The sequence below is a fragment of the Gudongella sp. DL1XJH-153 genome, assembly GCF_049310905.1.
Taxonomy (GTDB): domain Bacteria; phylum Bacillota; class Clostridia; order Tissierellales; family Tissierellaceae; genus Gudongella.
In genome coordinates, this window is record NZ_JBMEMN010000025.1 from 8,566 (window position 1) to 32,295 (window position 23,730).

The 23,730-nt window shown below is 39.5% G+C and carries 19 protein-coding genes; all 19 read right to left on the reverse strand.

Annotation, left to right across the window (positions count from 1 at the left end; all coding sequences use genetic code 11):
* A partial coding sequence (locus ACOEN1_RS09930) for an InlB B-repeat-containing protein (protein WP_422486743.1) occupies positions 1-923 on the reverse strand: 923 nt, incomplete at its 3' end.
* 14 nt (positions 924-937) lie between these two features.
* Positions 938-1,354, reverse strand: a complete 417-nt coding sequence (locus ACOEN1_RS09935; protein ID WP_422486744.1) for a hypothetical protein — start codon at positions 1,352-1,354, stop codon at positions 938-940.
* 174 nt (positions 1,355-1,528) lie between these two features.
* Complete coding sequence (locus ACOEN1_RS09940; RefSeq protein WP_422486745.1) at positions 1,529-2,728, reverse strand: BTAD domain-containing putative transcriptional regulator; 1,200 nt, start codon at positions 2,726-2,728, stop codon at positions 1,529-1,531.
* A 375-nt stretch (positions 2,729-3,103) separates the two neighbouring features.
* Positions 3,104-4,291, reverse strand: coding sequence for an LPXTG cell wall anchor domain-containing protein (locus tag ACOEN1_RS09945; RefSeq protein WP_422486746.1), 1,188 nt, complete (start codon positions 4,289-4,291; stop codon positions 3,104-3,106).
* Positions 4,292-4,571: 280 nt separating this feature from the next.
* Entirely contained in the window at positions 4,572-5,330 is a 759-nt protein-coding gene (locus ACOEN1_RS09950) for an OAM dimerization domain-containing protein (RefSeq protein WP_422486747.1), read from the reverse strand.
* Positions 5,330-6,883: a lysine 5,6-aminomutase subunit alpha gene (locus tag ACOEN1_RS09955; RefSeq protein WP_422486748.1), complete on the reverse strand. Its 1,554-nt coding sequence runs from the start codon at positions 6,881-6,883 to the stop codon at positions 5,330-5,332. Before ACOEN1_RS09955 ends, ACOEN1_RS09950 begins: the two co-directional genes overlap by 1 nt.
* A 134-nt stretch (positions 6,884-7,017) precedes the next feature.
* Complete coding sequence (locus ACOEN1_RS09960; protein WP_422486749.1) at positions 7,018-8,643, reverse strand: MutS-related protein; 1,626 nt, start codon at positions 8,641-8,643, stop codon at positions 7,018-7,020.
* 1 nt (position 8,644) lies between these two features.
* On the reverse strand, positions 8,645-9,676 hold the full coding sequence (locus tag ACOEN1_RS09965) for a hypothetical protein (RefSeq protein ID WP_422486750.1): 1,032 nt from the start codon (positions 9,674-9,676) through the stop codon (positions 8,645-8,647).
* 11 nt (positions 9,677-9,687) lie between these two features.
* Positions 9,688-10,950, reverse strand: a complete 1,263-nt coding sequence (gene ablA / locus ACOEN1_RS09970) for a lysine 2,3-aminomutase (RefSeq protein WP_422486751.1) — start codon at positions 10,948-10,950, stop codon at positions 9,688-9,690.
* A 274-nt stretch (positions 10,951-11,224) separates the two neighbouring features.
* Positions 11,225-12,262: a zinc-binding dehydrogenase gene (locus ACOEN1_RS09975; protein WP_422486752.1), complete on the reverse strand. Its 1,038-nt coding sequence runs from the start codon at positions 12,260-12,262 to the stop codon at positions 11,225-11,227.
* Positions 12,263-12,443: 181 nt separating this feature from the next.
* Positions 12,444-13,829, reverse strand: a complete 1,386-nt coding sequence (locus ACOEN1_RS09980; RefSeq protein ID WP_422486753.1) for a sigma-54 interaction domain-containing protein — start codon at positions 13,827-13,829, stop codon at positions 12,444-12,446.
* 94 nt (positions 13,830-13,923) lie between these two features.
* Positions 13,924-15,564, reverse strand: a complete 1,641-nt coding sequence (locus tag ACOEN1_RS09985) for a M20/M25/M40 family metallo-hydrolase (RefSeq protein WP_422486754.1) — start codon at positions 15,562-15,564, stop codon at positions 13,924-13,926.
* Between the two features lie 147 nt (positions 15,565-15,711).
* Complete coding sequence (locus ACOEN1_RS09990) at positions 15,712-16,890, reverse strand: pyridoxal phosphate-dependent aminotransferase (protein WP_422486755.1); 1,179 nt, start codon at positions 16,888-16,890, stop codon at positions 15,712-15,714.
* 120 nt (positions 16,891-17,010) lie between these two features.
* Positions 17,011-17,685 carry a GntR family transcriptional regulator gene (locus ACOEN1_RS09995; RefSeq protein ID WP_422486756.1) on the reverse strand — a complete coding sequence of 225 codons (675 nt, stop codon included), beginning with the start codon at positions 17,683-17,685 and terminating at the stop codon, positions 17,011-17,013.
* Positions 17,686-17,796: 111 nt separating this feature from the next.
* Complete coding sequence (locus ACOEN1_RS10000) at positions 17,797-18,939, reverse strand: M24 family metallopeptidase (RefSeq protein ID WP_422486757.1); 1,143 nt, start codon at positions 18,937-18,939, stop codon at positions 17,797-17,799.
* A 20-nt stretch (positions 18,940-18,959) separates the two neighbouring features.
* Positions 18,960-20,243: a TRAP transporter large permease gene (locus ACOEN1_RS10005; RefSeq protein WP_422486758.1), complete on the reverse strand. Its 1,284-nt coding sequence runs from the start codon at positions 20,241-20,243 to the stop codon at positions 18,960-18,962.
* Positions 20,240-20,743 carry a TRAP transporter small permease gene (locus ACOEN1_RS10010; protein WP_422486759.1) on the reverse strand — a complete coding sequence of 168 codons (504 nt, stop codon included), beginning with the start codon at positions 20,741-20,743 and terminating at the stop codon, positions 20,240-20,242. Before ACOEN1_RS10010 ends, ACOEN1_RS10005 begins: the two co-directional genes overlap by 4 nt.
* Positions 20,744-20,805: 62 nt before the next feature.
* Positions 20,806-21,843, reverse strand: coding sequence for a DctP family TRAP transporter solute-binding subunit (locus tag ACOEN1_RS10015; protein ID WP_422486760.1), 1,038 nt, complete (start codon positions 21,841-21,843; stop codon positions 20,806-20,808).
* 202 nt (positions 21,844-22,045) lie between these two features.
* A complete protein-coding gene (locus ACOEN1_RS10020; protein WP_422486761.1) occupies positions 22,046-23,674 on the reverse strand; it encodes a PucR family transcriptional regulator in 1,629 nt (542 codons plus the stop codon).
* Positions 23,675-23,730 lie beyond the last annotated feature (56 nt).

Consider the following 23,730-nt stretch of genomic DNA (forward strand, 5'->3'; position numbering starts at 1 on the left):
GTTGATGGTGCGCCTGTGTAATTCTCATCAAATGTTACTATTACATCTTCTGGTCCATTATAGTCCCATTGTGCATATACTGTAATCGGTGCTGTAACTGTTGTCGATGCTGTAAAGGCACTACCTGTTCCATCACTTTCTGTATTCCAACCTAGAAAATCATAATCTGTTCTTGTCGGATCATCTGGCATACTTTCACCAAGAACTGTATTTTCTTCTGTTGTTCTTGTGTAGGTTGATGGTGCGCCTGTGTAATTCTCATCAAATGTTACTATTACATCTTCTGGTCCATTATAGTCCCATTGTGCATACAGGATTACATCCACTGCTGGCATATCAAAGGTGTCATCTTCTTCATATTCTGTTCCTGTACCATCATTTTTTGTGTTCCAGCCTTCAAATGTATAACCTTCTCTTACCAGTGATCCTTGTCCTAATACTGTTACTTCATCATCTTCTTCATAATTGTTATCATCTATCGGTTCAGTTCCGCCTGTGTTTCCATTTCCATCATACGTTACTGTATACGTTATTAATTGAGATTTTATCTTGAAGTTATCAGAATTAGAATTACCTCCAACTTCAACCTTATAAACCCCATTTTCACTATCACCAAATTGTACTACATCCCATAATCTAAAACTAAAATACCCTTCAGTGTAAACAATATCAACACTTCCTGAACCTAAACTGGTGTTACCTTGGGCTTGTTTTACCTCTACTTGCACATCAGTCTGGTCTTCAGTGCCACTGACTCTAACCCAGACATCCTGTTTTAAATTATAAATAGGAGTTCCGTTTTGTACTGTCCCACTTTCATTAGTTGTCCAAACGGTTCCAACATCTGCAAAACTTACCCCCATACTCATTAACATTGAAAAAACTACTAAAAAGGTCAAAAATTTCGATCCCGTTTTACCCATTACCTTTTCCTCCCTTAACCAAATTTCCTACTGCTATCATCGCTCTCTTTATTTCCAAACATATGCTTTCTACCTTTTGATGATCCTTCCTTGTACCTTGAAATGTCTGTGTAAACCATCATAAGGTAATCTCTTTCATCACTATAGAGCGTTACCAGATACCATCTGTCTTCTTCCTCTACAAAGTGTTCGAATTTCCTCCTTGTCTTTGGAAGCATCTGATAATGAAAATCTTTTAATCCTAAAACTGGATTTTCCATTTCAATAACCATGTTTGCAAGTTTTTCTCCTAAAACTCTGTCGGAATTCATTCCAGTTGCAAAATAAAAATTATCACTTACCTCCACCAAAACGTAATCAATAAATCGGCCTCTTTCATTAATCAGTGCCTTAAATCTTATGAAAAAGTCGTTTTTTGAAGGGTATTCCATACCATCGCCCCCTTCTCTTGGGATTATTTTTACTGCTACTTAAAATATACCATTTGCTGATTTTATTTAGCGTTTATACCAGTTTTATTTCAGTTTTATTTTGATTTTATTAAAATTTATGCAAAAAAATAAGCTCTTGCGAGCTTATCCATGATTAAGGTTCTATTGAAGTGTCTACTGATTGTTGAAGTCCAAATCAGTTTTATTCTCTATTGGTATAAACTTAAATGACATATCAAATAAATTTCCATTGTTCGTCTTAAGATAATCCTTGATTCTTTTTTCTACAACCTTGATTCCACCATTCTTTACTTCAGGAAGCAATATCAGAATCTGAGAATCATTCCACAGTGTGAAAATATCGCCTTTTCTAAGGGTGTTTTGAAGTACTTTCGTTATGACGTTTTGCCATTTTTCTACACTGTCCACTTGTGATTCATCAAGTGTTATCAAGCTAATATAATCATCATCCTCCTGATCAATCTTTCTTCTCCTCTTGTGGCTATTGTATAAAAGCTTAAAGTACTCTGATTCGCATTTAAGAGGTCCTGTTAATCCAGTTTCATCGAGTTTTTTGTTAATATCTTTAACCGTCAATTCCACCTTGTCGGTTGAGTAGCTCTGTATTTTTCTTTGTATTTCTCTTATTAGTGAGGTTGTTGTTATTCCCATTTCCTTCTCAAATGCCACCTGCATAAACTCCAGGTGATTATGGGCATTCTGTATTTTACCGAGTCTTAAAAGACTTTCTATTAGAAACTTATGAATCTTTTCCTCGTAAGGTTCAATTGTTATTGCCTTTTCACACAGCCTTACAATTTCCTCATCTCTTCCTTTTTCTGAACAAAGGTCTACAAGCTTTTCCAGTGTCTTTACATAAATTCGTTTGTAGTAGCTTCTTACAGGTACAAGCCATATCTCGTAAGGATTTTCTGCGAGATATCCTCCTCTGTAAAGATTTATTGCATTTCTGTATGCCGTCAAGGCTTTGTCCTGGTCAATTTCCAGCGCTTCGTCTCCTTTTTGTATCCACGATTCCAACTCATCAGTGTCAAGGATTACATTGTTGCCAACTTCCAATGTATAATAGCCGTTACTGAAACTTATTGTAAGATAGTTGTCTTCTGGCAAGATTTCCTTAAGTATTTGTCTTAACCTGAATATCTGTCCTCTGATCATGTTCTTAGGATCCATTGAATCCTGGTCCTGCCACAGGTTTTCGATTATTACCTCTGGTAGAAGTTTCTTGTTCTTGAACGTCAAAAAGTACTCAAGAAGCTTGAAAAGCTTGTATGAGCGACTTGCATCCTGCATTATGGATTTTCCTTCCATCAACATGTCGAAGTCACCAAGTGTTGTAATGTAGAGCTTCATAATCTCACCCACCCCTATAACAAAGATCCTATAAAGTATTTTGCATATGCAATATACAACCCAAATGTTTTTCACTAGATAATAATTATTACATATGAAAAATTCCAGTTCTACTCAAACAATACTGATATAATGCTATTTTTACCTCGTATAATTATTACTATACCCAATTAACGGGTAAATGGTCAAGTTTTATTAATTTTTTTCAAATTATTTTGTCAATTTAAGTGACAATGACACAAAAACTAATAATATATATGTAAAATATAGTTTTTAAGAGCTTCCTGATATACAAAATGACCATACTCCTGTCAGCCTAGAAGGAGCATGGTCACTGATAAACTAATTCATTCTATTTCAATATTACTTCATTTTCTAGTTTCTTTTTCTTAACATATATCCCAGTCCCATCATAATACTTCCAAATATACCTGATGCTGAAGTATCAAGTGCTCCTGTTGCAGGAAGTGTTGTTGGTGATGATTGTGGCACTTCTTCCACTATCACTTCTTCGTCTTCAACTGGATCTGGATTTCCTTGAGGGATTTCTTCATCAATCTCTTCAGTTTCTCCTCCGACAGCCTCATCTGTTGGTTCATCTGTTGGCTCGTCTGTTGGTTCATCTGTCGGTTCATCTGTCGGTTCATCTGTCGGCTCATCTGTCGGTTCGTCTGTCGGTTCGTCTGTCGGTTCATCTGTCGGCTCATCTGTCGGTTCATCTGTCGGTTCATCTGTTGGCTCGTCTGTTGGTTCATCTGTCGGTTCATCTGTCGGTTCATCTGTTGGTTCATCTGTTGGCTCGTCTGTTGGTTCATCTGTCGGTTCATCTGTTGGTTCATCTGTTGGCTCGTCTGTTGGTTCATCTGTCGGTTCATCCGTCGGTTCATCTGTCGGCTCATCTGTCGGTTCATCTGTTGGCTCGTCTGTCGGTTCATCTGTCGGCTCATCTGTTGGTTCATCTGTCGGCTCGTCTGTTGGTTCATCTGTCGGTTCATCTGTTGGTTCATCTGTCGGTTCGTCTGTTGGCTCATCTGTTGGCTCATCTGTTGGTTCATCTGTTGGCTCATCTGTTGGCTCATCTGTTGGTTCATCTGTTGGCTCATCGGATTTCTCATCGCTTGTTTCATCTGACTGCTCATCGGATTTCTCATCACTTGTTTCATCTGACTGCTCATCGGATTTCTCATCGCTTGTTTCATCTGACTGCTCATCGGATTTCTCATCGCTTGTTTCATCTGACTGCTCATCGGATTTCTCATCGCTTCCTTTTTCATCGCTTCCTTGCTCATCGCTGCCTTGCTCATCGCTGCCTTTTTCATCGCTTCCTTGCTCATCGCTTCCCTGTAGTTGAACTTCATTCTGAACATTATTTGAACCTGTTTGGTTGAAATCGTTGAATGAACTAGCTTCAACCTCTGACATTGGTGACATTAGTCTAGCGGCAATCAATGTTGTTGCCATTGTTTTTGCAGCCGCCTTGCTGATTAGTTGCCTCTTTTTCTCTTGATTTCTCTTATATGCTTTAGTTGATCTCCTTAAACTATTCGATAAACGCTTAGACATATCCAGTCCTCCTCTCATTCCTACCTTTCATGTACTATGTTAAATAGTAAAACAATATATTAAATTGCTTATTGATAATGGTTATTATTATCATTTATACCGCTAGTAATTTTATTTCTGTTTTATATCAATTTTATTTCAGTTTTATTTCTTAACAATAAAATAACAATAACTTCTTATAGTTGTTAATGCTACTGATAGAGTAAAATCTATAGTTACAAAAAAATACCGGGAGCAACCATTTTTCTGATTGCTCCCGGTATAAATTATATCTATTCTGTTATACTAAATCTCTCTTGACAATTTCATTTACAACAAAGGTTGCAACATCCTCGGCATAGCTTCCTGATCCAAAGCCTGCATCGTAGCCGAGTTCCTTTGCGAGCTCATGGCTCAGTCTTGGTCCTCCGCATACAAGAACTATCTTGTCTCTTATTCCCTCTGCCTCAAGTAGTTCCACCAACTCTGTCAGGTTTGGGATATGAACATCCTTCTGGGTTACCACCTGTGATACTAGAAGTGCATCTGCCTTCATTTCAATTGCCTTTGCAACAAGCTCCTCGTTTGGAACCTGGCTTCCTAGATTGTATGCCTGCATCCCTTCGTATCTTTCCAGGCCGTAATGACCTGCATAGCCCTTCATATTCATGATTGCGTCGATTCCTACTGTATGGGCATCTGTTCCTGTGCATGCTCCAAGAATTACAACATCTCTTTTTATATTGTCCTTGATGTAGTCCTCGATGTCATGCTTTTCCATAACATCAACATCCACCTTTGGAACCTCGATTGATGAGTAATCAACTGAATGAACAGTTTTTCCGTACATTACAAAGTATGTGTAGTTAATCCCAAGATCATGAGAGTAAACTACTGCCGGCTCTTCAAAACCCATTCTCTTGGCCAACTGTCTTGCTGCTTCGTTTGCTTCATCGCCGTATGGGACAGGAAGACTGAAACTTAGCTGGACTGCTCCGTCGTTCATTGTATCTCCGTATGGCTTTACTTTTGTAAGGTCGACTTTTTGAATTTCACTCATTATCTGTCACCTCCAAGCATCATCTGGATAAATGGATTAAAGTATCCTGAGTCCTTCCTGGCAATACCTGCAAGTCCTTTACCTCCGGTTCTCATACGTCTTACTCCACCGAATTTACCTTGCTCAATTGTCTGGAACAGGCCTTCTCTTTCAATCTGCTGAAGAAGACCGCTTGCTTCTTCAAGAACTGAATGAGCTCTCTTCTGGATCACTCCGTCTTTCTTGAACTCTATCTCATCACTAAGATGTCTTGCGTTGTTGAATACATACTGTGCATTTTCAATTGAAAGGTATCTGTCGTGAAGATGTGGTGTATGAATAGCTTCTGTAAGCATTCCAAGAAGCTGAATTCCCTGATTCGTCATTATTGATACCATATTGAACATTGCATTCTGCACATGCCCCTTATATATGTTTCCTGTCATAAACTTGGTTGGTGGCATATACTTAAGCGGTGCATTCGGGAATATTTCCCTTGCCATCTGAGCTTGTGCAAGCTCTAACAGGAAGCCGTCTTCCAGCGTTGGCTCCATCTCAAATGCATGACCCAGACCCATCTGCTCTTCTGGCAGGCCTGCCTTAAGTGCAAACTGCTCATTTATAAACTGGGATGCAAGTACCGTGTGCGCTGCTTCAACTGCATCATCAGTTGTAAGATAGTTGTCTTCTCCTGTGTTTATGATTATACCTGCAAAGCCGTTTATTACCCTTGAAAAGTACTGGTCTATAAGGGTTCTTTGCATGTTGATGTCCCTGAATAGGATTCCGTAAAGGGCATCGTTAAGCATCATGTCCACTCTTTCAATTGCTCCCATTGCTGCAATTTCTGGCATGCACAATCCTGAGCAGTAGTTTGTGAGTTTGATGTATCTTCCTATCTTTTCCCCTACTTCATCTAGAGCTTCTCTCATAAGCCTGAAGTTCTCCTGGGTTGCGTAGGTTCCTCCAAATCCTTCTGTAGTTGCTCCGTATGGTACGTAATCAAGAAGTGACTGTCCAGTTGTTCTGATTACAGCTACAATATCTGCACCTTGGGTTGCAGCTGCTCTCGCCTGTACAATATCCTCGTGGATATTTCCTGTTGCTACGATTACATAGAGATTTGGTGTCTTGGCTGGCCCAAAGTCTGCAATGTAGTCGTCTCTTATTTTCTTGTTTGCCAGGATCTTCTCTATTGTTTCCTGTGCTACCGTATGGATTACATCCTCTATTTCCTGCTCATCCTTTGCAGGAAGTCTTGTGATATCAACCTCACCTGCTGCAATTTTCTCTGCAATTTCCTGTGGTGTGATTTCGAGGTTCAGCATTGCGTTTCCAACCCAGTATGCTGCTCCTCTTTCAAGTCCGCCTCCTTCGACGATATTGTCCACTAATACGTTTGGAAGTGGCTTTTCGATTTCATCCACTCCATCCACTCCAAGTAGTCTTACAATGGTTCTTTCCGTGGATACGGTTGTATGTTCGTCGATGAAGTTTTGAATGTCTTCTGCGATGTTTCTTGCTGAGGCTCTGGATGCCTCTATTTTATTGATGTCCAGATTTAGTTTTGACAAGGTATCAACTCCTTTCACTACAACGAAAAGTGAATAGTGAACAGTGAATAGTGATTTTGGGTCTAGCTTATTGGTCTGAGATCCCTCCACAAGGGTCGGGATGACATATGCTTTTCATTGTTCATTATTCGATGTTAACTGTTCGTTGTTAAAATAATCTCCGCTATCTTTAGTATCTCTGGTCTTAGTCCCATTATTCTTGCTATGTTTATTGCATCCCTTGGGATTCCTGTTGATTTGTCTACCACTCTCAAGCGATAATCCATATACTTATTGATTATCTCCATTCCATCCCCTTCTGAGATTTCCTCTGAAAGGGTTTCAACATCCAGCTCTGACAGTCCAACCACCTGAAGGTGCTGGATGCCTTCAATGTCTGCAACATTGTCATAGTGTGTTGTAATAAGCGATATTGCGGGCTTGTCCATGAGATAGATTGCAATCGCCTTTGAAATGGCATAGCCTTCCTCCGGGTTTGTTCCCCTTGCAAGCTCATCGATCAGGATTAGTCCCTTCTCATCGGACCTTTTCATTGCATCACTTACCACTTCAACCTCTCCTCCGAAGGTGGACAGTCCGCTGTCTGTAGACTGCATATCTCCAATTGATGACTTGATATAGAGGCTTAGTCCAATCTCCATCGATTCAGCTGGCACATACAATCCGTAGTGTGCCATTGCCGCCAACATCCCCACAAGCTTAAGGCTTATGGTCTTTCCGCCCATGTTGGCTCCTGTGATACAGGCTACCCCTTCTCCTAGTTTGATGCTGATTGGAGTAAACTGAAGGTTCTTTTCCCTCAGCAGCTCTTCAATCTTTGGATGTCTTCCCCTTTTTATGTTTATTATATGCTCATCTATGATTTTAGGCTTTGCTGCATCCATATCAATTGCAAGCTTTGCCTTTGCGAGCACAAGGTCAAGCTTGCCGATTGCAAGCATATTTCTGTAGAGTTCACGTCTCCTTTTCCCAACTTCCTTGGACAGTTCCTCCCTGATACTCATTTCCTCTCGCTCTTCCTTGTCCCGAAGTAGCTCCAGGCTCCGCTCTGCCTTTGAAAGGTCATCTGTTGGAACAATTGTAAACTTTATATTCAGGTAGGTCTCTGAAAAGTAGGTCAGGTAAGGATATGCCTTTATTGTCTTAAGCATCTCCTTGTTGTCCCTGTTAACGACAACGGTATTGTCAGGTCTAAGGTCAAGCCCCAAATCCTCCTTGACCTTGTCCTTGATCCATTTCTTTTCAAGTCTGATCTGCTTGTCCGTATCCCTTTTATCTTTTCTGATTGATGCCAGTTCCTCTGAATAGGCATCGTAGATGTAGAAGGTTGCAATTCCAGTCTCTTCTGGGTCTAGCAGGCTTTCAAGCTGAGGAATCTTTTCTACTCTGGTCTCCGGGAAATCCGGTATTTCGTATTCATCAAGAAGATTCTTCAGGTGACTCAGGTTATACAGAAAGTTCTTGATCTCAAAGAGCTCAACATCAGTCAGGATAAACCCATCCATTGCTCTTTTTGTGGATTGTCTCAAGTCCTTCATATGGCTTAGGATATTGTTGAACTCTCTTCTTATTGTATTGTTCTTTACATATGGTATATAGCTCTCCAGCATATCCAGCTGGTTTCTAAGGCCTCTTTCCGCTCCTCTTTTATGGGGCTTCATACGACCCTTGAACATGGTTCCATATGGCGTGAGAACATTTATCTGATTCATAATATACTGGAAGTCCACTGCATTCTTTGTGCCTTGATCCATAAACATCCTATTCACCTCCCAGCATTATATCCATTACCGGTATGTCCTTAATAAATGTATTCATTCGGTCGAGAAATTCATTGGGTTCAAAATAGTATCCTGCCGGTGCATATGGATTGATTGTAACTCCAATGACATTGATCGGGTTTATGACCTTTATACTTATTCCCATCCTTAGAAATTGTAGGTAGTCTTTTGGTGGTATAAATATTTTGGTTCCATCTCCCACTACAATGTTTACATCCTTGTATTTTCTGGTGGTTCTTGTCAGATCTATCAAGGTTCCCTTAACAAGTGATCCAGGTATCAGAAGATACTTGGAGTCCTCATCAAGGTACTCACCGATTTTGTGTCCCTTTCCCAGTGCTGTCTCGAGTCCGATTTCTTCGATATCACCGTCTTTTGATACAACTGCAAGCTTATCATCTGAGAGAAGCTCCTGCAAAAGAGGCTTGTCCTCCTCATCCACCTGTGGAAGTGAAAGGATGCTCAGTACGTGAAGTGTTTCCTCCAGCACCCTGTTTACATCCCTTGAAATTACCGCTCCAGTTGAAAGGATTGTTGCATCTGAAATTGTTGGTGCTGCCGATGACTTTCTGTCCAGAGCTCCGTCGATTACCACAAACTTTGCTCCCAGGTTTAGCATCATCTGACATACCTGGTGAATATCCCTTAAGCTTTGGGGTCCTGCAATCTGAATATATCCCGGGGATCTTACCTTACCGATTATTACCTCTCCAAGTGGCGTTCGAAAAGGTGTAACCTTCATTATTTCTATGTTGGCATCTCCCATTGTCAGAAGAGCAGTAGTTGTGGCGACAATAGTGTTCTCCTCTGCAAATATTCTAGGCTTTTCAGTTTCAGTTACCCTGTCAAGTCTTTCACCGTCACGACCAATAGAGGTGAGTCCAAGCTGAACTCCCTCTTCCATGGCCTCTTCAATCAGGTGATTTAGTGTTACAGTCTTTCCCGAGTTCTTGCTCATGCCAATTATTGATACTATTCGATATTTATCTCCTATAAGGTTGAGTAAAGACATGGCGTCTCCCCTTACTTATTGTAGTTTTTACTTCTTTCGTGTCTCTCCAGATAGCTTGGCTCAAGATTCTTGATCTCTGTTCCTTCCATCAGCTCTGCTACCCCTGATGAAGTTGATTTCTTCTTGCCCTGGCATACATCACAATGACATTCTTCCTCAAGATGATTTGGCTCAGCGTATGTTGTGATGATTCCTTCGTAGTTTCTAAGGACTACCTTGTTTGGTGATTGTGAAATCACATACTGCGGCATTACAGGAGTCTTTCCTCCTCCTCCAGGTGCATCCACTACAAATGTTGGAACTGCATATCCTGAAGTATGTCCTCTTAGGGCTTCGATTATTTCAATTCCCTTTGATACCTTGGTTCTGAAGTGCTCTATTCCCATTGAAAGGTCACACTGGTAGATGTAGTATGGTCTTACCCTTATTGTTGTTAGCTTTTGAACAAGATCCTTCATGATATGTGGGCAGTCGTTTATTCCTCTAAGAAGAACTGACTGGTTACCCAGTGGTATTCCTGCATCTGCTAGCTTTCTACATGCTTCTGTTGATTCAGGTGTTATTTCATTCGGATGGTTGAAGTGTGTGTTCAACCAGATTGGGTGATACTTTTTAAGCATGTTTACAAGGTCATCAGTGATTCTCTGTGGCATAACAACTGGTGTCCTTGATCCGATTCTTATGATCTCCACATGTGGAATCTCCCTAAGCTTCTTGATTATATACTCCAGTCTGTCGTCTCCAACTAGAAGTGCATCTCCACCTGAAAGCAGTACGTCTCTTACCTGTGGTGTATTTCTGATATATTCGATTCCCTTGTCGATTCTGTCCATTGGAGCGCCTGAGTCGTTTTGTCCAGCGAATCTTCTTCTTGTACAGTGTCTGCAGTACATTGAGCACTGGTCTGTAATAAGGAAAAGAACTCTGTCCGGATATCTGTGTGTTAATCCGTCTACTGGTGAATCCGCATCCTCGTGTAGTGGGTCGTCCATATCTGATTCGCTTATATGTGTTTCCATAATTGTTGGAACTGCCTGCATTCTAACTGGACATTTTGGATCCTTTGGGTCCATCAGTGATGCATAGTATGGTGTGATTCCAACTCTAAACTTCTTAAGTACCTCGCTAATATCGTTTTCCTCTTGGTTGGAAAGTTCGATTATTTCCCTAAGCTGCTCAACATCTGTGATCCTGTTTCTTACCTGCCACTTCCAGTCGTCCCACTCTTCCTGCTTTACGTCTTTCCATAATGGTATGTCTTTATAGCTTCTCATGAAAATGCTGCCTCCTTTTTTTGTTAATGAACATTGATACCCTATCAACAAAATATATCAAAATCATAGATTTTGGATATTTAAGTTGCCGGGCACTTACAGTGAATAATGAACAATGATTTTAGGTCGAGCTTTGAGGTCAAGATCCTTCGGCATAGCCTCAGGAAGACAAATATTTGGTCATTCTAAGTTAAACGAAGGATTCTGGACCTTAATTTCTACCCTAGCAATTTCTCAATTGTTCAATGTTCATTGTTATCTGTTAGTTGATTTCCTACGCGTAAAGTTCTGTAAATATCTTTCTTAGTGTTTCTGATTCTCTCATAAGTTCAAGAGAAATCGCTGCGTGACCTTTTGAGTATCCGTTTCCTACTATCATATTTACGTCTTTTCCTACTCCCTCTGCTCCTAGGGCTGCCTTTGTGAAGCTTGTTGCCATTGAGAAGAAGTATACTGTTCCGTCGTCCTTTGTGATAAGGATTGATGACATCTCTGTATTTGGAATGTTTACTGTGTTTATTACTACATCAGCCATTTCTCCGTCTGTTACCGCTGCTATCTTTTCCATGACTTCAACTGCATTTGTTGCATCCGCGACTACATACTCATCTGCAAGGTTAGCTGATCTTGCTCTTTCAATTGTCTTTTCTCTGCTTCCTACACAAATTACCTTGCCTGTAACTCCTGCTCTTTTCTTTGCTTCATATAGACAAAGCATTCCTGATTTACCTGTTCCTCCAAGAACTACTACTGTATCGCCAGGCTTAACAAGCTTTGCAGTCTGAGCTGGTGCTCCTGCTACATCAAGAACTGAAAGTGCAAGGTTCTCTGGCATATCCTCAGGAATCTTTGCAAATATTCCTGATTCAAACAGAATAGCCTTTCCCTTTATATCAACCTGGTCGATATCTTTTCTTATTTCTCCAAAGCTGTCGATTCTAAGTGGAGTTAATGAAAGTGAAACAAGTGTTGCTATCTTGTCCCCAACCTTAAGCTCTGTCTTTCCTTCAAGAGCTGGTCCGATTTCCTCGACAACTCCAATAAGCATTCCGCCTGATCCTGTTACAGGGTTCTGGTGCTTACCTCTTTCGTCAACGATTCCCTTCATGATCTTCTTGATCTCTTCTATGTCTCCGCCTGCCTGTTCCTTGATTTGTGTAAAGCTAGCTGAGTCTACGTTTAAAGTCTTTACGTCAATAAGTATCTCGTTGTCGTAAATTTCCATGTCATTGTCAATTTTAAATGCTGGTTGAGGTAAAACACCCTTTGGCTCAATTACCCTGTGCGTTCCGTATGGACTTCCTTTTTTCATATGTATTCCTCCTTTAAACATTTTGTATATATTTATTGCAAGTTCCATGCCAACTTAAAGTTTGTTAAAAAAATGGCTAATTCGAGGGATTAGCGGTTTTTGAAGGTTTTCTTGAATCTCCAGCGTTGCCGATTTTTCGGCACTGCTTTGAAAACAGAAGCTGAGGATATCTCCCCAGCCACTAAAGCTTGTATTTACTAATCTTGTATTGGAGGGTCTGTCTTGGTATCTGAAGCAGGTCTGCAGCATGGGTTATATTGCTTTCGGTCTGGTTCAAGGCTTCTTTTATCAGGGCCCTTTCTGTTTCATTCACAACCTTGTTCAATGACATCTCCCTGTTTTCAACGTTTTTCTTCACCAAATTTTTCTTGATCTTTGGCGGAATATGATCCTCCTCGATCATTTCAGAGTCATAGATACTCATTATTCCTTCTATGAGATGCTCCAATTCACGTACATTACCTTCCCAGGGATATTTCTTGAATATCTGCAGGACCTCTCCAGTAACTCCCTTTACCGACTTGCCCATCTTCTGGTTGAACTTCTCAATAAAGTAATGTGTAAGGATCTCAATGTCATCAAGCCTGTCCTTAAGTGGTGGAATATTGAAGCTTATAACATTGAGCCTGTAGTAGAGGTCACTTCTCAGTTGCTTGTTCTGTACTGCAATCTCCGGGTCCACGTTGGTTGCAGTTATTACCCTTACATCCACATTCTTTGTCTTTGTGCCCCCAACCCTTCTGATATTACCATCCTGAAGAACTCTAAGGAGCTTGGACTGAAGGTCCAGAGGCATTGAGTTTATCTCATCCAGGAATAGACTTCCTCCATCAGCCAGTTCAAATAATCCGGGTCTGTCCTCAGCTCCTGTAAAGCCACCCTTGGTTGTTCCAAAGAGGATCCCTTCAAGAAGGTTTGATGGAAGAGCTGCACAGTTCTGGGTTATAAAGGGGTTGTGTCTCCGCTTGCTGCCATTGTGGATTGCATGAACAAATAGCTCCTTTCCAGTACCGGTAGCGCCTGATACAAGGACTGGTACATCAGCCTCAGCAGCTTTCTTGGAAAGTGCCTTAAGCCTTAGTATTTCCTTGTTTCTGCCCACGATATCGTAGAATGTGAAGCTTGCCGATTCCCTCGACGGGTTCTTTTTTGTCTTTGTGCTGTAGAGCTGGTCCTGAAGGTCCACAATCTTTTCAGACAGCTCCCTTACCTGGGTAATGTCCTTGGATATCTCAATTGCTCCAAGGATCTTTCCTCTGCTCTTGATGGGAATTGATGAGTTTATTGTTGTAATCTTCTCTCCCTTGTAGTTTACGAAGGTCTGTTCCTTCCTCAGGATTGGTTCCCCTGTCCTTATTACGGTCAGAAGGGTGCTGGTCTCTTCGTTAAGGGATGGGTAGATTTCAATCAGGTGTCTTCCAACTGCCTTTTCAACATCAACTCCATCAATTTTCTGGGCAAAGGAGTTGTAGTATACAATTTTTCCCGATGCATCGATTATATGGAGACCCTCCTCCAGATAATCCAGAACTTCAATCATATTCTCCTTGAAAAAAATATCCTTCATATATATTCCTCCATGCATGGTTTTTAGACGCCTGAAAATCGGCAGTTGGTGCCGAAAATCAGGCAGGTGTTTGCCTGCCCGTTTCCAATATTCTCTACTTCATTAATTCATTTACTGTGTCAAGAAGGATCTGTGGAAGAACTCCAAATGAATAGCCCTTCTCAAGTCTCTCTGTAAATTTATGTGCATCCTTGCCGAATGGTCCGATATTTACAACAGGAAGATTAAGTGCCTGCATATCATCAAGCGGCAAACTGTACCTTACTCCAAATCCTGGCATATTAACCTTTAGTGTTTCCACTGCTTTTTCTTCCCTTGGCGCAGCTGCATAGCTCAGGTCTGAAATATATGGATAGAACTTCTTGTTGACAATATTGTACTGGTCACCAGCATTTGCTATGGCCTTGTCAACTGCACTGATAAGCTTCTTCTCCCTTTCATCTTCTCCTTTTACGAAGATATGTGGATAGTATGGTGGTGAGAAATATCCGATTATTACAGGGTCCTTGTCTGACCACATGCCCTGAACCATTTCAACCATTCGAAGTGCAAAGATTCTCTCATCAACCTCAGGGTCATTCAAGAGCACTTCTGAAAGCTCCTCGATCCTCTTGTCAACTTCTTCGCCTTTTTCAGCCCTTACTTTTTCTAAAAGCTCTTCATATGACATTACTCTGGCTTTCCATGGAAGCTGCTCGAATGGATAGTTGCTTTGCTTTGCGTATTCCTTGTACTCGGCATTCAGACTGTCGATAACATTCTGGAATGCTTTCGACGCGCCATCTTTCATCTTCATCATTACCTGGTCTGGTGTTGAGTTGTGAGTTGCATAGTTGAAGTACAGGTATGCGTATCTTGCAATCTGCACTGAGTACTCAGTTTTTAGGTCCTGCTGCCTCAATGATATGGGAGGAAGTGATACTTCTCCGTCTGCATTGTCACAATAGTCCATGTTAAGATTGAATTCCCTTGTTATCTCTGATGCTATCTGGTTTGGATCCAGGCCTTTGTACGGCTCCCCAACGTGAGTTTCCTTGCCTGTTATATAGAAGCTTGGCATCAACTTTCCAACAGTTCCAACATAGATATATCTGGTTTCATCGCCAACATATCTTGGAGCGGAGTAGTCTGTATCAACAACTGCCAGGTAGTCGTATCCCTTTTCCTTCCTCTGTCTCACAAGCTCAGGAACAACTGACAGCATTCCTGCTGAGTTTCCTTCCTCGTCGCAAACTGCAGCAAAGATTAGATTTCCTTCCAGCTCGTCCACATTCTTTGCAAATTCCTCCATCATTGCCATCAAGGTTGCAACTCCGAATTTCATGTCGAAGATTCCTCTTCCGAACAGGTAGTTTCCTGAGTCAAGATCTGCCTTTGCTTCAGGTGATATGGTTACTTCCTTTAATTTCTCTGTCAATTCATAGGGCTTTGTTGCAAATTCCTTCAACTCACCGTAGTCACTTATTCCAACAGTATCTGTATGGCCCACAAATACCAGGGTCTTATTGTCGTTTCCCTTTTTACCATTGATTGTAACCATCAGTGATTTTCTTCCAACTGAATCATCGATTGCATCCACAAATTTCACATTGCCTGGATTCTCCTTGAAGTAATCCATCTCCATAAACTTGTCGTGTATCAATTGTACAACATTGTTCTCATCTGCAGTTCCCACAACGCTTAATTCATTTGTAAGCTCGATTGTGAGGTCCTCGATTCTCTTTGTCATATCCATTATATAAATCTCCTCCTTGTTGGGTTCTAATTACACTATATCAAATTGTCGTATTTTTGACAATCTCCATATAGAAAGACCCTCGCATATATATTTATCCCATTAATGAGTATTTTACACAGGGAATATCCAATATAACACAAACCATCAGTCAGTTAATTTTTGTACGGCTTTCTTTATCCTATCCATAGCTTCCTGAATCTGCTCGTAAGAACATGCATAGCACAGCCTAATAAACCCTTTGCCGTATTTCCCGAAAGAGTCTCCAGGAACTATTGCTACTCCTGCTTCTTCAAGTATATAATCGCAAAATTCACTTTCATCCATACCAATCTCTTCAATATTTATAAATACATAGAAAGCACCTTTTGGTTCAAGTAGTTTTAATCCCTTTACATCTTTTAATGATTCGTACACCAATTTTCCTCTTCTTTCAAACTCCTCTAGCATATCCTTTGTAAACTGGTCCCCGTTATTGTAGGCTTCTGCTGCTCCTACTTGAGCAAATGAAGTGGCACATGTAGAGAAATTCTGATGTACCTTGTTCAAGTATTTCAGTATCCATGCAGGTCCCATCACATATCCGATTCTCCATCCTGTCATCGAGAATGTCTTTGAAGAAGAATTCACCACAAGAGTTCTTTCCTTCATACCCTCTACACTTGCGATACTAAAGTGCTTTCCACCAAATACAAACTGATCATATGTTTCATCAGAGATAACAAGCAAGTCTTTTTCAATTGCAAGGGCTGCTATCTCTCTTAAATCGCTCTCTTCAATTATTGCTCCTGTTGGGTTGTGAGGAGTATTTACTAGAATTATCCTAGTCTTTTCTGTTATGTTCTCTCTCAGATCTTCTGCTTTAAGACTGAAATTATTCTCCATTTTTAATGGGACTTCAACTACATTTACATTTGCTATTATAGCTTGTTCTGAATATGCTGAGAAAAATGGACTCGGTATCAGTATCTCTTCTCCAGGTTCCATCATTGTTAGCATAATTATTCCTATTGCCTCACACGCCCCTGCTGTTACAACAATTTCATCCTTATAGCTATATTCCAAATTATAGTCTCTCTTGTATTTTGCCGTAATGGCTTTTCTCAAAGGTTCTATCCCGATCATTTCTGTATAATGAACAAATCCATCATCCAAAGCTTTTTTTGCAGCTTCCTTTGCAACTTCAGGCGAATCAAAATCAGGCTTCCCAATTTCCATATGAATAATCGACTTGCCTTCTGACTCCAACTGAAGTGCTTTTTGATATATGTCATAAAGGCCACCTTCAAAACCAAAGCCCTTTGATCTTTCATTAATTCTAATCATTTCATTGCCTCCTCTTAATACTTTTATAGAAAAGTATTGCTTTCTATTGAGTCTTCCAATTTATAAGTAGAAAAAAGATTAGTGTATATGTATATGTATACACTGCATCTTAAATTTTTTTTATTTTTTACCAGCTTTGATCAAAGCTGAGTATATTGAATCTTTTACACCTTCCAGATGTCTTTCCATGCTTTGTACTGCATCCTCAACCTTGCCTGACTCGATTGAATTAATAATCTTTGTGTGCTCATCAGTAACAGTCAAAGCCCTACTCTCAAAATTTGTGAAATATAGGTACCTTTTGTACGACTCATAAATTTCGTTAAGATATTTTATCAATACGTCATTTCTGCTTATTCTGGCAATTGTCATATGAATCTTTGTATCGATTTCAAGATAATATCTATTATCCAAGACATCCTTGTTTACAATCTCATTTTGCTTTTTTATCAAATTGCGTAGCTGTAAAATATCATCATCAGTTTTATTTTTACATGCCAGTCTGATAGACAGTGTTTCCAATGAAAGTCTGATGTCATATATATTTAAAAAATACTCTGTATTAAGTTCGGTTACATAGGTGCCTCTACCATTTAAATAGCTAACCAGGCCTTCATAAGATAGCTTCTTCAGTGCTTCTCTAATAGGTGTCCTGCTTATACCAAGCATATCTGAAAGACTGTCTTCCAAAAGAACTTCGCCAGGCTTTAAATCCAAAGATAGTATATTTTCTTTTAATGCCTCATATGCTTTGTCTGATAATGTGCCTTTTGTCTTTAATTTCTCTAAAGCCATGGACGAATCCTCCCTTTAAATATTTCTACTTATAATAATACTACTCTGGAATATAATTGTAAACCTCCAATTAATAACATTTACAGATAACAAGAGGTCATGAAGACCTGATTATACTATATATATCTCATCCGAAAGATTGGTAAGTCTAACCCCTGCAGACTCTGTAACATAGTAATTTACACAATATGAGAATTTCCTTCCATCTCTCATTGAAGCACTCGGGTGGAAATTCAGTCTCATTCCTTTCTCCATCAGCTTTGTTTCTCCACTCATAATAATTGGTTGTTCAAACACATCCAGGCCCTGACTGTGACCAAAATAACGAACTGGGCTGTCGGCTGTGTATTTCTCAGAATAACCTAGTTCCTCAAGAACCTGTTGAGCTCTGTCTGCCATTTGCCCTATTGTATTGCCTGGCTTAATTGCTTTTGCAGCTTCCTTTTGGACAATAGCCAGGGCTTTCTGCACCTCAATGATCTCTTTATCAGGTTCTCCAATTGAAATCAGGTTTGCCACTTCTCCCCAATGCCCTCCTGCATAGGAATGCTCTGTAACTCCTACTATAAGGTCTTTTTCTTTCCACATTGTAGGTTTGTCTTTTGCATCAATCCAAAATCCTGCTCCCTGTTGTGTGCCAATCATCCAATACTGGTCTTCAACACCCATCAGTTCAGTAGCAGCTCTTGCTTTTTGGATAGCATCAATATCATACACTCCTGGCTTGACCTCTTTTAGCAATGCAAAGAAGCTATCTTCGTTTATCTTTGTTGTCAGTATGGTCTGTTTTATTTCAAACTCACTTTTGATTTCCCTGATTTTGTCAATATCATCATTTATATCAATTACTTCCATACCAGAAAGTTCACTCATCAAATCTTTTGCAAAATTATAGGACAAGCCATCCAAATTTGCAATCGCAACTGATTTTTGTGAGTATTTCTTTACTACATCTGCTACAAATTTTGCGGGCGATACTCCTGATGGTAGTGGTATAATGTCCTCTATTGCTGGGGATGTTTCTGCATATCTGGCACCTGCATAATCATGAGGTATCATCGTCACGGGTCCCTTTAAAGGTATGACCATGTACTCTGCAAATACAGGAATGTAGTAATCCAGAAAATATCTTACAATCCCTCTTTGATCAATCTGCGCTCCAGCTCCTGTAATAAATACATCTATCCCTTTGTCACTCATTACAACCCTTAAGCTTTGAATTCTTTTCTCAAGTTCATAATCCGGTGTTCTCATTTTCCACTGCTCCTTTCATGTTAGTTCATACCTAGAAGAGTAGGCAAGAAAGTAATGATTTGCGGGAATACGCTCATCAATAGAATTGCTCCAATTCCTGCAAGTAAAAAATACCCTAACTTGGAGACGAGGTCACTCATTGAAATTTTTGCTATGTTCAATGCAACAAAAAGATTAGAGCCAACCGGTGGAGTTATCTGTCCAATTGCAAAGTTAACTGTAGCGAGTACCCCAAAAGCATAGACTGGATACCCGGTTTTAAGTACTACAGGCATTAGAATTGGTAACAATAGATAAAATCCCGATGCTGAATCAACAAAGCAACCTGCTATCAAGAAAATCAGCTGTGTTATCAGTATTAGTACCAAAGGGTTGTTTGATACTCCCAACAAGGCACTTGAAAGATCGCCTGCTACACCAGATGTGGTAAGTATCCAGGCAAATAGTCCTGCACTGCCCATTATATACATGATTAATCCGGATGAAACAGCTGCAGATAAAAACAGATTTCTAAATGTTTTAAAGTCAATTGTTTTATAAATGAAGCCTCCAACAAACATACTGTATACAACGGAAACTCCAGCAGCTTCAGTTGCTGTGAATATCCCGGAATATATTCCTCCCAAAATAATAACTGGTGTCATGATGCCCCATAATGCTTCCTTAAATGATGCCCATCTCACTTCAGAACTCGCTTTTTCTCTTACAATGATGCCTTTGTCTTTTCTAACATACCAAAGTCCCGCAAGTGTGAACAGTACACCCATTAATAGCCCAGGTATTATCCCTGCCATGAACATTGTGCCTACTGATTGACCAGTTAACATTGCGAATATAACAAATGGTATCGAAGGAGGTATTATCATACCAATTCCTCCAGAGGATGCAACCAGTGCAGTTGCAAAGTTTTTGTTGTACTTGTCTTTTTCCATTGCTGGAATGAGTACTCCTCCCAAAGCTGCTACTGTAGCAGGTCCTGAGCCGGATATAGCCGCAAAGAAAACCGAAGTTACAACTGTTACTCCAACAAGTCCACCTTTTCTATGACCAATCATAGCATTGGCAAACTTAATAAGTCTTGTTGATATTCCGGAATAGTCCATTATTACTCCGGTTAGTATGAAAAATGGGATCGCTAAAAGCGAGTTTTTTGCTATGGCTGCATAGAAAATATTGGGTAATATGCTTATGTCCATGCCTAGGTACTGAATACCAAACAAGGCAGCCAAACCCATCGAAGCAGCAACTGGAACCTTAAGTAATAATAAACCAAAAAATGACCCTAGAAGAATGAAGGAAATCATTTAACCACCTCTTCTCTTGAGTTTTCATAATGGATTATTAATTCTTCTCTCCCAGATTTGAAAATACTGAATAACGTTATAATAGCTCCTATGAACAAAGCTCCACTGTTGACTATCATAGGCAGCTTCATTCCTGGAGTAACTTGACCGAATTCTATTTGATTTTGAATTGTAAAATAGCTTGTGTACACCATCAATGACATAAATGCCATCGAACATAATGTAGCAAAAATTATAATATAAGGTTGGAACTTACTTGGCAGCAATTTTGTGAATACATCAAGAACTGTATGAGCAAACATTCTATAACCATAAGATATTCCAAACATGGTGACCCACATAAATAATATTATTGTCAACTCTTCAGAATATGAAAAAGGTGACTGGGGCAGTATAAATCTAAAAACTACATTTGCAAAATTTAGGACAACCATTATGGTCATACCTATTATCAAAACATACTCTTCCAACCAATTAATGATTTTCCAGAAGCGATTCATTTATTCCACCTCTCTTTATTAAAGAAATCCAGGGGCATAATCTGCCCCTGATTTATTATTATTTAGTCAAATGTGTATCCAAAATTGGTTAGCAATTCTTCCCCAATTGAATCTTTATTTTCTTCATAAACTGGTTTCACTTTTTCCTTGAAAGCTTCAACCTGCTCTGCAGTAAGACTTTCAACGATTTCCAGGTCAGGGAATTCAGTTCTTATATCCTCAAGGACTGAAGAACTCTTTTCTCTTGTTGCCTGCTTTTGAGCATCCATCGCTACTTCTCCAGCATCTGTAAATATTTGCTTTTCTTCATCTGATAATGATTCCCATAGCTCTTGGCTAACTGAAAGGAACAATGGGTCATATGAGTAGTTCCATAATGTTAGGTGATCTACAACCTCAAGTGTTCTCTGTGCAAAGAGTAGGTCAATAGTGTTCTCAGCTGCCTCGATTGAACCCTGCTGAAGTGATGTATACACTTCTGATTGGCTCATTGTGATAGGATCTGCACCAATATATTTAAGCAATGAAACGTGTACATTACTTCCTGGTATTCTCATTTTCAGACCAGACATGTCCTCTGGTGTCTCAATGGGATTTCTTGTATTGACAACTTGTCTGTAACCTGCTTCACCGATACCAATACAAACAACTCCTGATTCATTGATTGCTTCCTTTATTGCTTCTCCACCTGCTCCCGCCATATACATATCTACATCTTCATACGTCGGCAATAACCAAGGCATAGCTGGTGCAATTGCCTTAGGTTGGATTGAAGACCATACAAGTGCATCTGTTATATGTATGTCTGTAGATCCAGTCTGAACAAGTTCGATTCCGCTCGCTTGATTACCTCCACTTAGCTGGTCGCTTGTGAAAGCAGTTATTTGAAATTTGCCGTCTGTCTTTTCTTCCACTTCATCAATAAATTTTTGAACGCCAACATGCCAAGTACTATCTTCATTTGCCGCTGAACTAAACTTAAGTTCCACTGTCTCTGAACTGTCAGGGTTTTCAGCACCGTTGTCGTTTCCTGCACATCCTGCCAGCAACATTGTCATTGCAAGTACCAGGGTGACTGCTAAAGTTAGTTTCTTTTTCATCTTTGTTCCTCCTTTGTATTCTGTATATGTATACATATACTTTATAGTCCTATTATATGCTTCCTTTCTAAAGATGTCAATTTAATTGTGTCTATTCTCTCACTATCCTTGAGTATGAACAAAAGTCTCCTTCAATTGAAGAAGACCTATTTGTATAGAAAATATATGACAAATGCCCTGAAATTGATTCCAGGGCACGATTTTACTTGATAAGTTCCAGAAACTTCAGTGTTATTTCTGTTTTCAGCCTTTCTACAGGATCATTCAGGTCAATATCGCAAAGTTCCTGTATTTTAGATATTCTGTATCGTACAGTATTTGTATGAAGGAAAAGTTTGTTTGATGCTACATTGAAGTTGGATTCACTTTCAAGAAAAATCTTCAATGTCTCAAGCATTTCTTTACTGTTGTCATGTTTCAAAAGAGGAGTAATCTTGTCAAAGTTGCTTCCAAAATCTCTTCTCTGTATATTTTCAAGTCTTAAAAAACCAAATGGCCCCAAATCTTCAAAAGCAATTATATCTCTGTCCTCATAGATGTACTTTCCTACCTCAAGAGCCTTCAATGCTTCAACATAGCTTCTCTTGGCAGACAATATATCAGGGACTGCAGTACCTATTCCAATCCTGCATTCGCATTCACCAATTGTTTCTCTAAGCTTTTCCAGAACTTTTACATAATCAAGTTTCATTTTTTTAATCTGATTATCTTGCCCTTCGATCTCGGTAAGAATGATAATATTATTATCGTCTACAATTCCGAATATATTTTTGTCATGCTGGAGTATGGAAAGAACGCTTTTGTAAATTTCTTCTCTTTTACTTGTAAAGTAGACCTTCCCCTCTTCTTTTTTTATACATGTTACAATAAATGAATTCTCAAGGTTGACTCTAGATTTTTCAATACTCCCCAGTAATTCCCCGACTTTCTCAAAATTATCCAATTCACCGTTTATTGCCGCCTTTATGAGATCATCATAGTATTTTCCCTCAAAGTTCTGATAGATGTAAAGCTGTTCATATATTTCTGCTAAAAGTGCTGTTGCTATTCTAATGGCAAGAAGATCATAGTAATCAATTTTTTCATTGGACTCCCATATGATTATCTTTGTCACAAGCCTGCCCCTTAGTTTTATAGGTATTTTTATCCAAGGGCATTTATCAGAATCAGAAGGAGTTATTCTTTGGATTTTAAGCTTGTCACAAACAGTCTCCTTTGTGAAGTCAAAATCATATTTGTCTAGACCCTCAACAAAATCCATATCAAGTTTATGCTCAAATGTAGGCGGATAAGTATAAGACTTGGTGGTTGTAACATCTGTAAGTGTTATTGGCTTCTTAATCTCTATGCTAAGTTTATTGATAATATCACGTATTTTCATTTTGAGGTCTTTTGGAGTTATGGTGCTTTGAGTTGATGGCTTGTCAATTACTCTTGAAATAAAGCTATTTATTGCTATTGAATTTACGGCGTTTATAACATCAATCCAAGCTTCATCATAGGGAATATTTATCAATGGAAATGACAGTTCATCACAAATCTCAATTATTTCATGTGGAATCTCCTTCAAATATCTGTCTTTTTTAATTCCCATACCAGCAGATCCTTTTTTATGAAGATAAATTATTACATCCTTGAAGTAATCATAGTTGTCTTTAAAAAGATACCCCGTTGACAATATAAGTTCCTTGCCTTTAAACCAAAGATATCCATCAGGTGCGTCAAACAATGCAACTGCCTGAACTTCTCTGTCCAGTCCACCCTCTCCTGCCAGCACACTATAACCCTTGAAATACTTATCCTCCAGAATCTCTCTTATCTGAATCCCCAAAATAATCACCTCTCTCCTGTTCGTCTGCTTTTATTATATAGGATTCAGACTCAATT

Bases quoted from the DNA above. Each gene is read 5' to 3' on its own strand.
- ACOEN1_RS09950 (WP_422486747.1), bottom strand. From the start codon at position 5,330: ATGAGTGAAATTCAAAAAGTCGACCTTACAAAAGTAAAGCCATACGGA.
- ACOEN1_RS09940 (WP_422486745.1), bottom strand. From the start codon at position 2,728: ATGAAGCTCTACATTACAACACTTGGTGACTTCGACATGTTGATGGAA.
- ACOEN1_RS09980 (WP_422486753.1), bottom strand. From the start codon at position 13,829: ATGAAGGATATTTTTTTCAAGGAGAATATGATTGAAGTTCTGGATTAT.
- ACOEN1_RS09990 (WP_422486755.1), bottom strand. From the start codon at position 16,890: ATGATTAGAATTAATGAAAGATCAAAGGGCTTTGGTTTTGAAGGTGGC.
- ablA (WP_422486751.1), bottom strand. From the start codon at position 10,950: ATGAGAAGCTATAAAGACATACCATTATGGAAAGACGTAAAGCAGGAA.
- ACOEN1_RS09985 (WP_422486754.1), bottom strand. From the start codon at position 15,564: ATGGATATGACAAAGAGAATCGAGGACCTCACAATCGAGCTTACAAAT.
- ACOEN1_RS10000 (WP_422486757.1), bottom strand. From the start codon at position 18,939: ATGAGAACACCGGATTATGAACTTGAGAAAAGAATTCAAAGCTTAAGG.
- ACOEN1_RS09965 (WP_422486750.1), bottom strand. From the start codon at position 9,676: ATGTCTTTACTCAACCTTATAGGAGATAAATATCGAATAGTATCAATA.
- ACOEN1_RS10010 (WP_422486759.1), bottom strand. From the start codon at position 20,743: ATGAATCGCTTCTGGAAAATCATTAATTGGTTGGAAGAGTATGTTTTG.
- ACOEN1_RS09945 (WP_422486746.1), bottom strand. From the start codon at position 4,291: ATGTCTAAGCGTTTATCGAATAGTTTAAGGAGATCAACTAAAGCATAT.
- ACOEN1_RS10005 (WP_422486758.1), bottom strand. From the start codon at position 20,243: ATGATTTCCTTCATTCTTCTAGGGTCATTTTTTGGTTTATTATTACTT.
- ACOEN1_RS09960 (WP_422486749.1), bottom strand. From the start codon at position 8,643: ATGTTTATGGATCAAGGCACAAAGAATGCAGTGGACTTCCAGTATATT.
- ACOEN1_RS10015 (WP_422486760.1), bottom strand. From the start codon at position 21,843: ATGAAAAAGAAACTAACTTTAGCAGTCACCCTGGTACTTGCAATGACA.
- ACOEN1_RS09995 (WP_422486756.1), bottom strand. From the start codon at position 17,685: ATGGCTTTAGAGAAATTAAAGACAAAAGGCACATTATCAGACAAAGCA.
- ACOEN1_RS09935 (WP_422486744.1), bottom strand. From the start codon at position 1,354: ATGGAATACCCTTCAAAAAACGACTTTTTCATAAGATTTAAGGCACTG.
- ACOEN1_RS09975 (WP_422486752.1), bottom strand. From the start codon at position 12,262: ATGAAAAAAGGAAGTCCATACGGAACGCACAGGGTAATTGAGCCAAAG.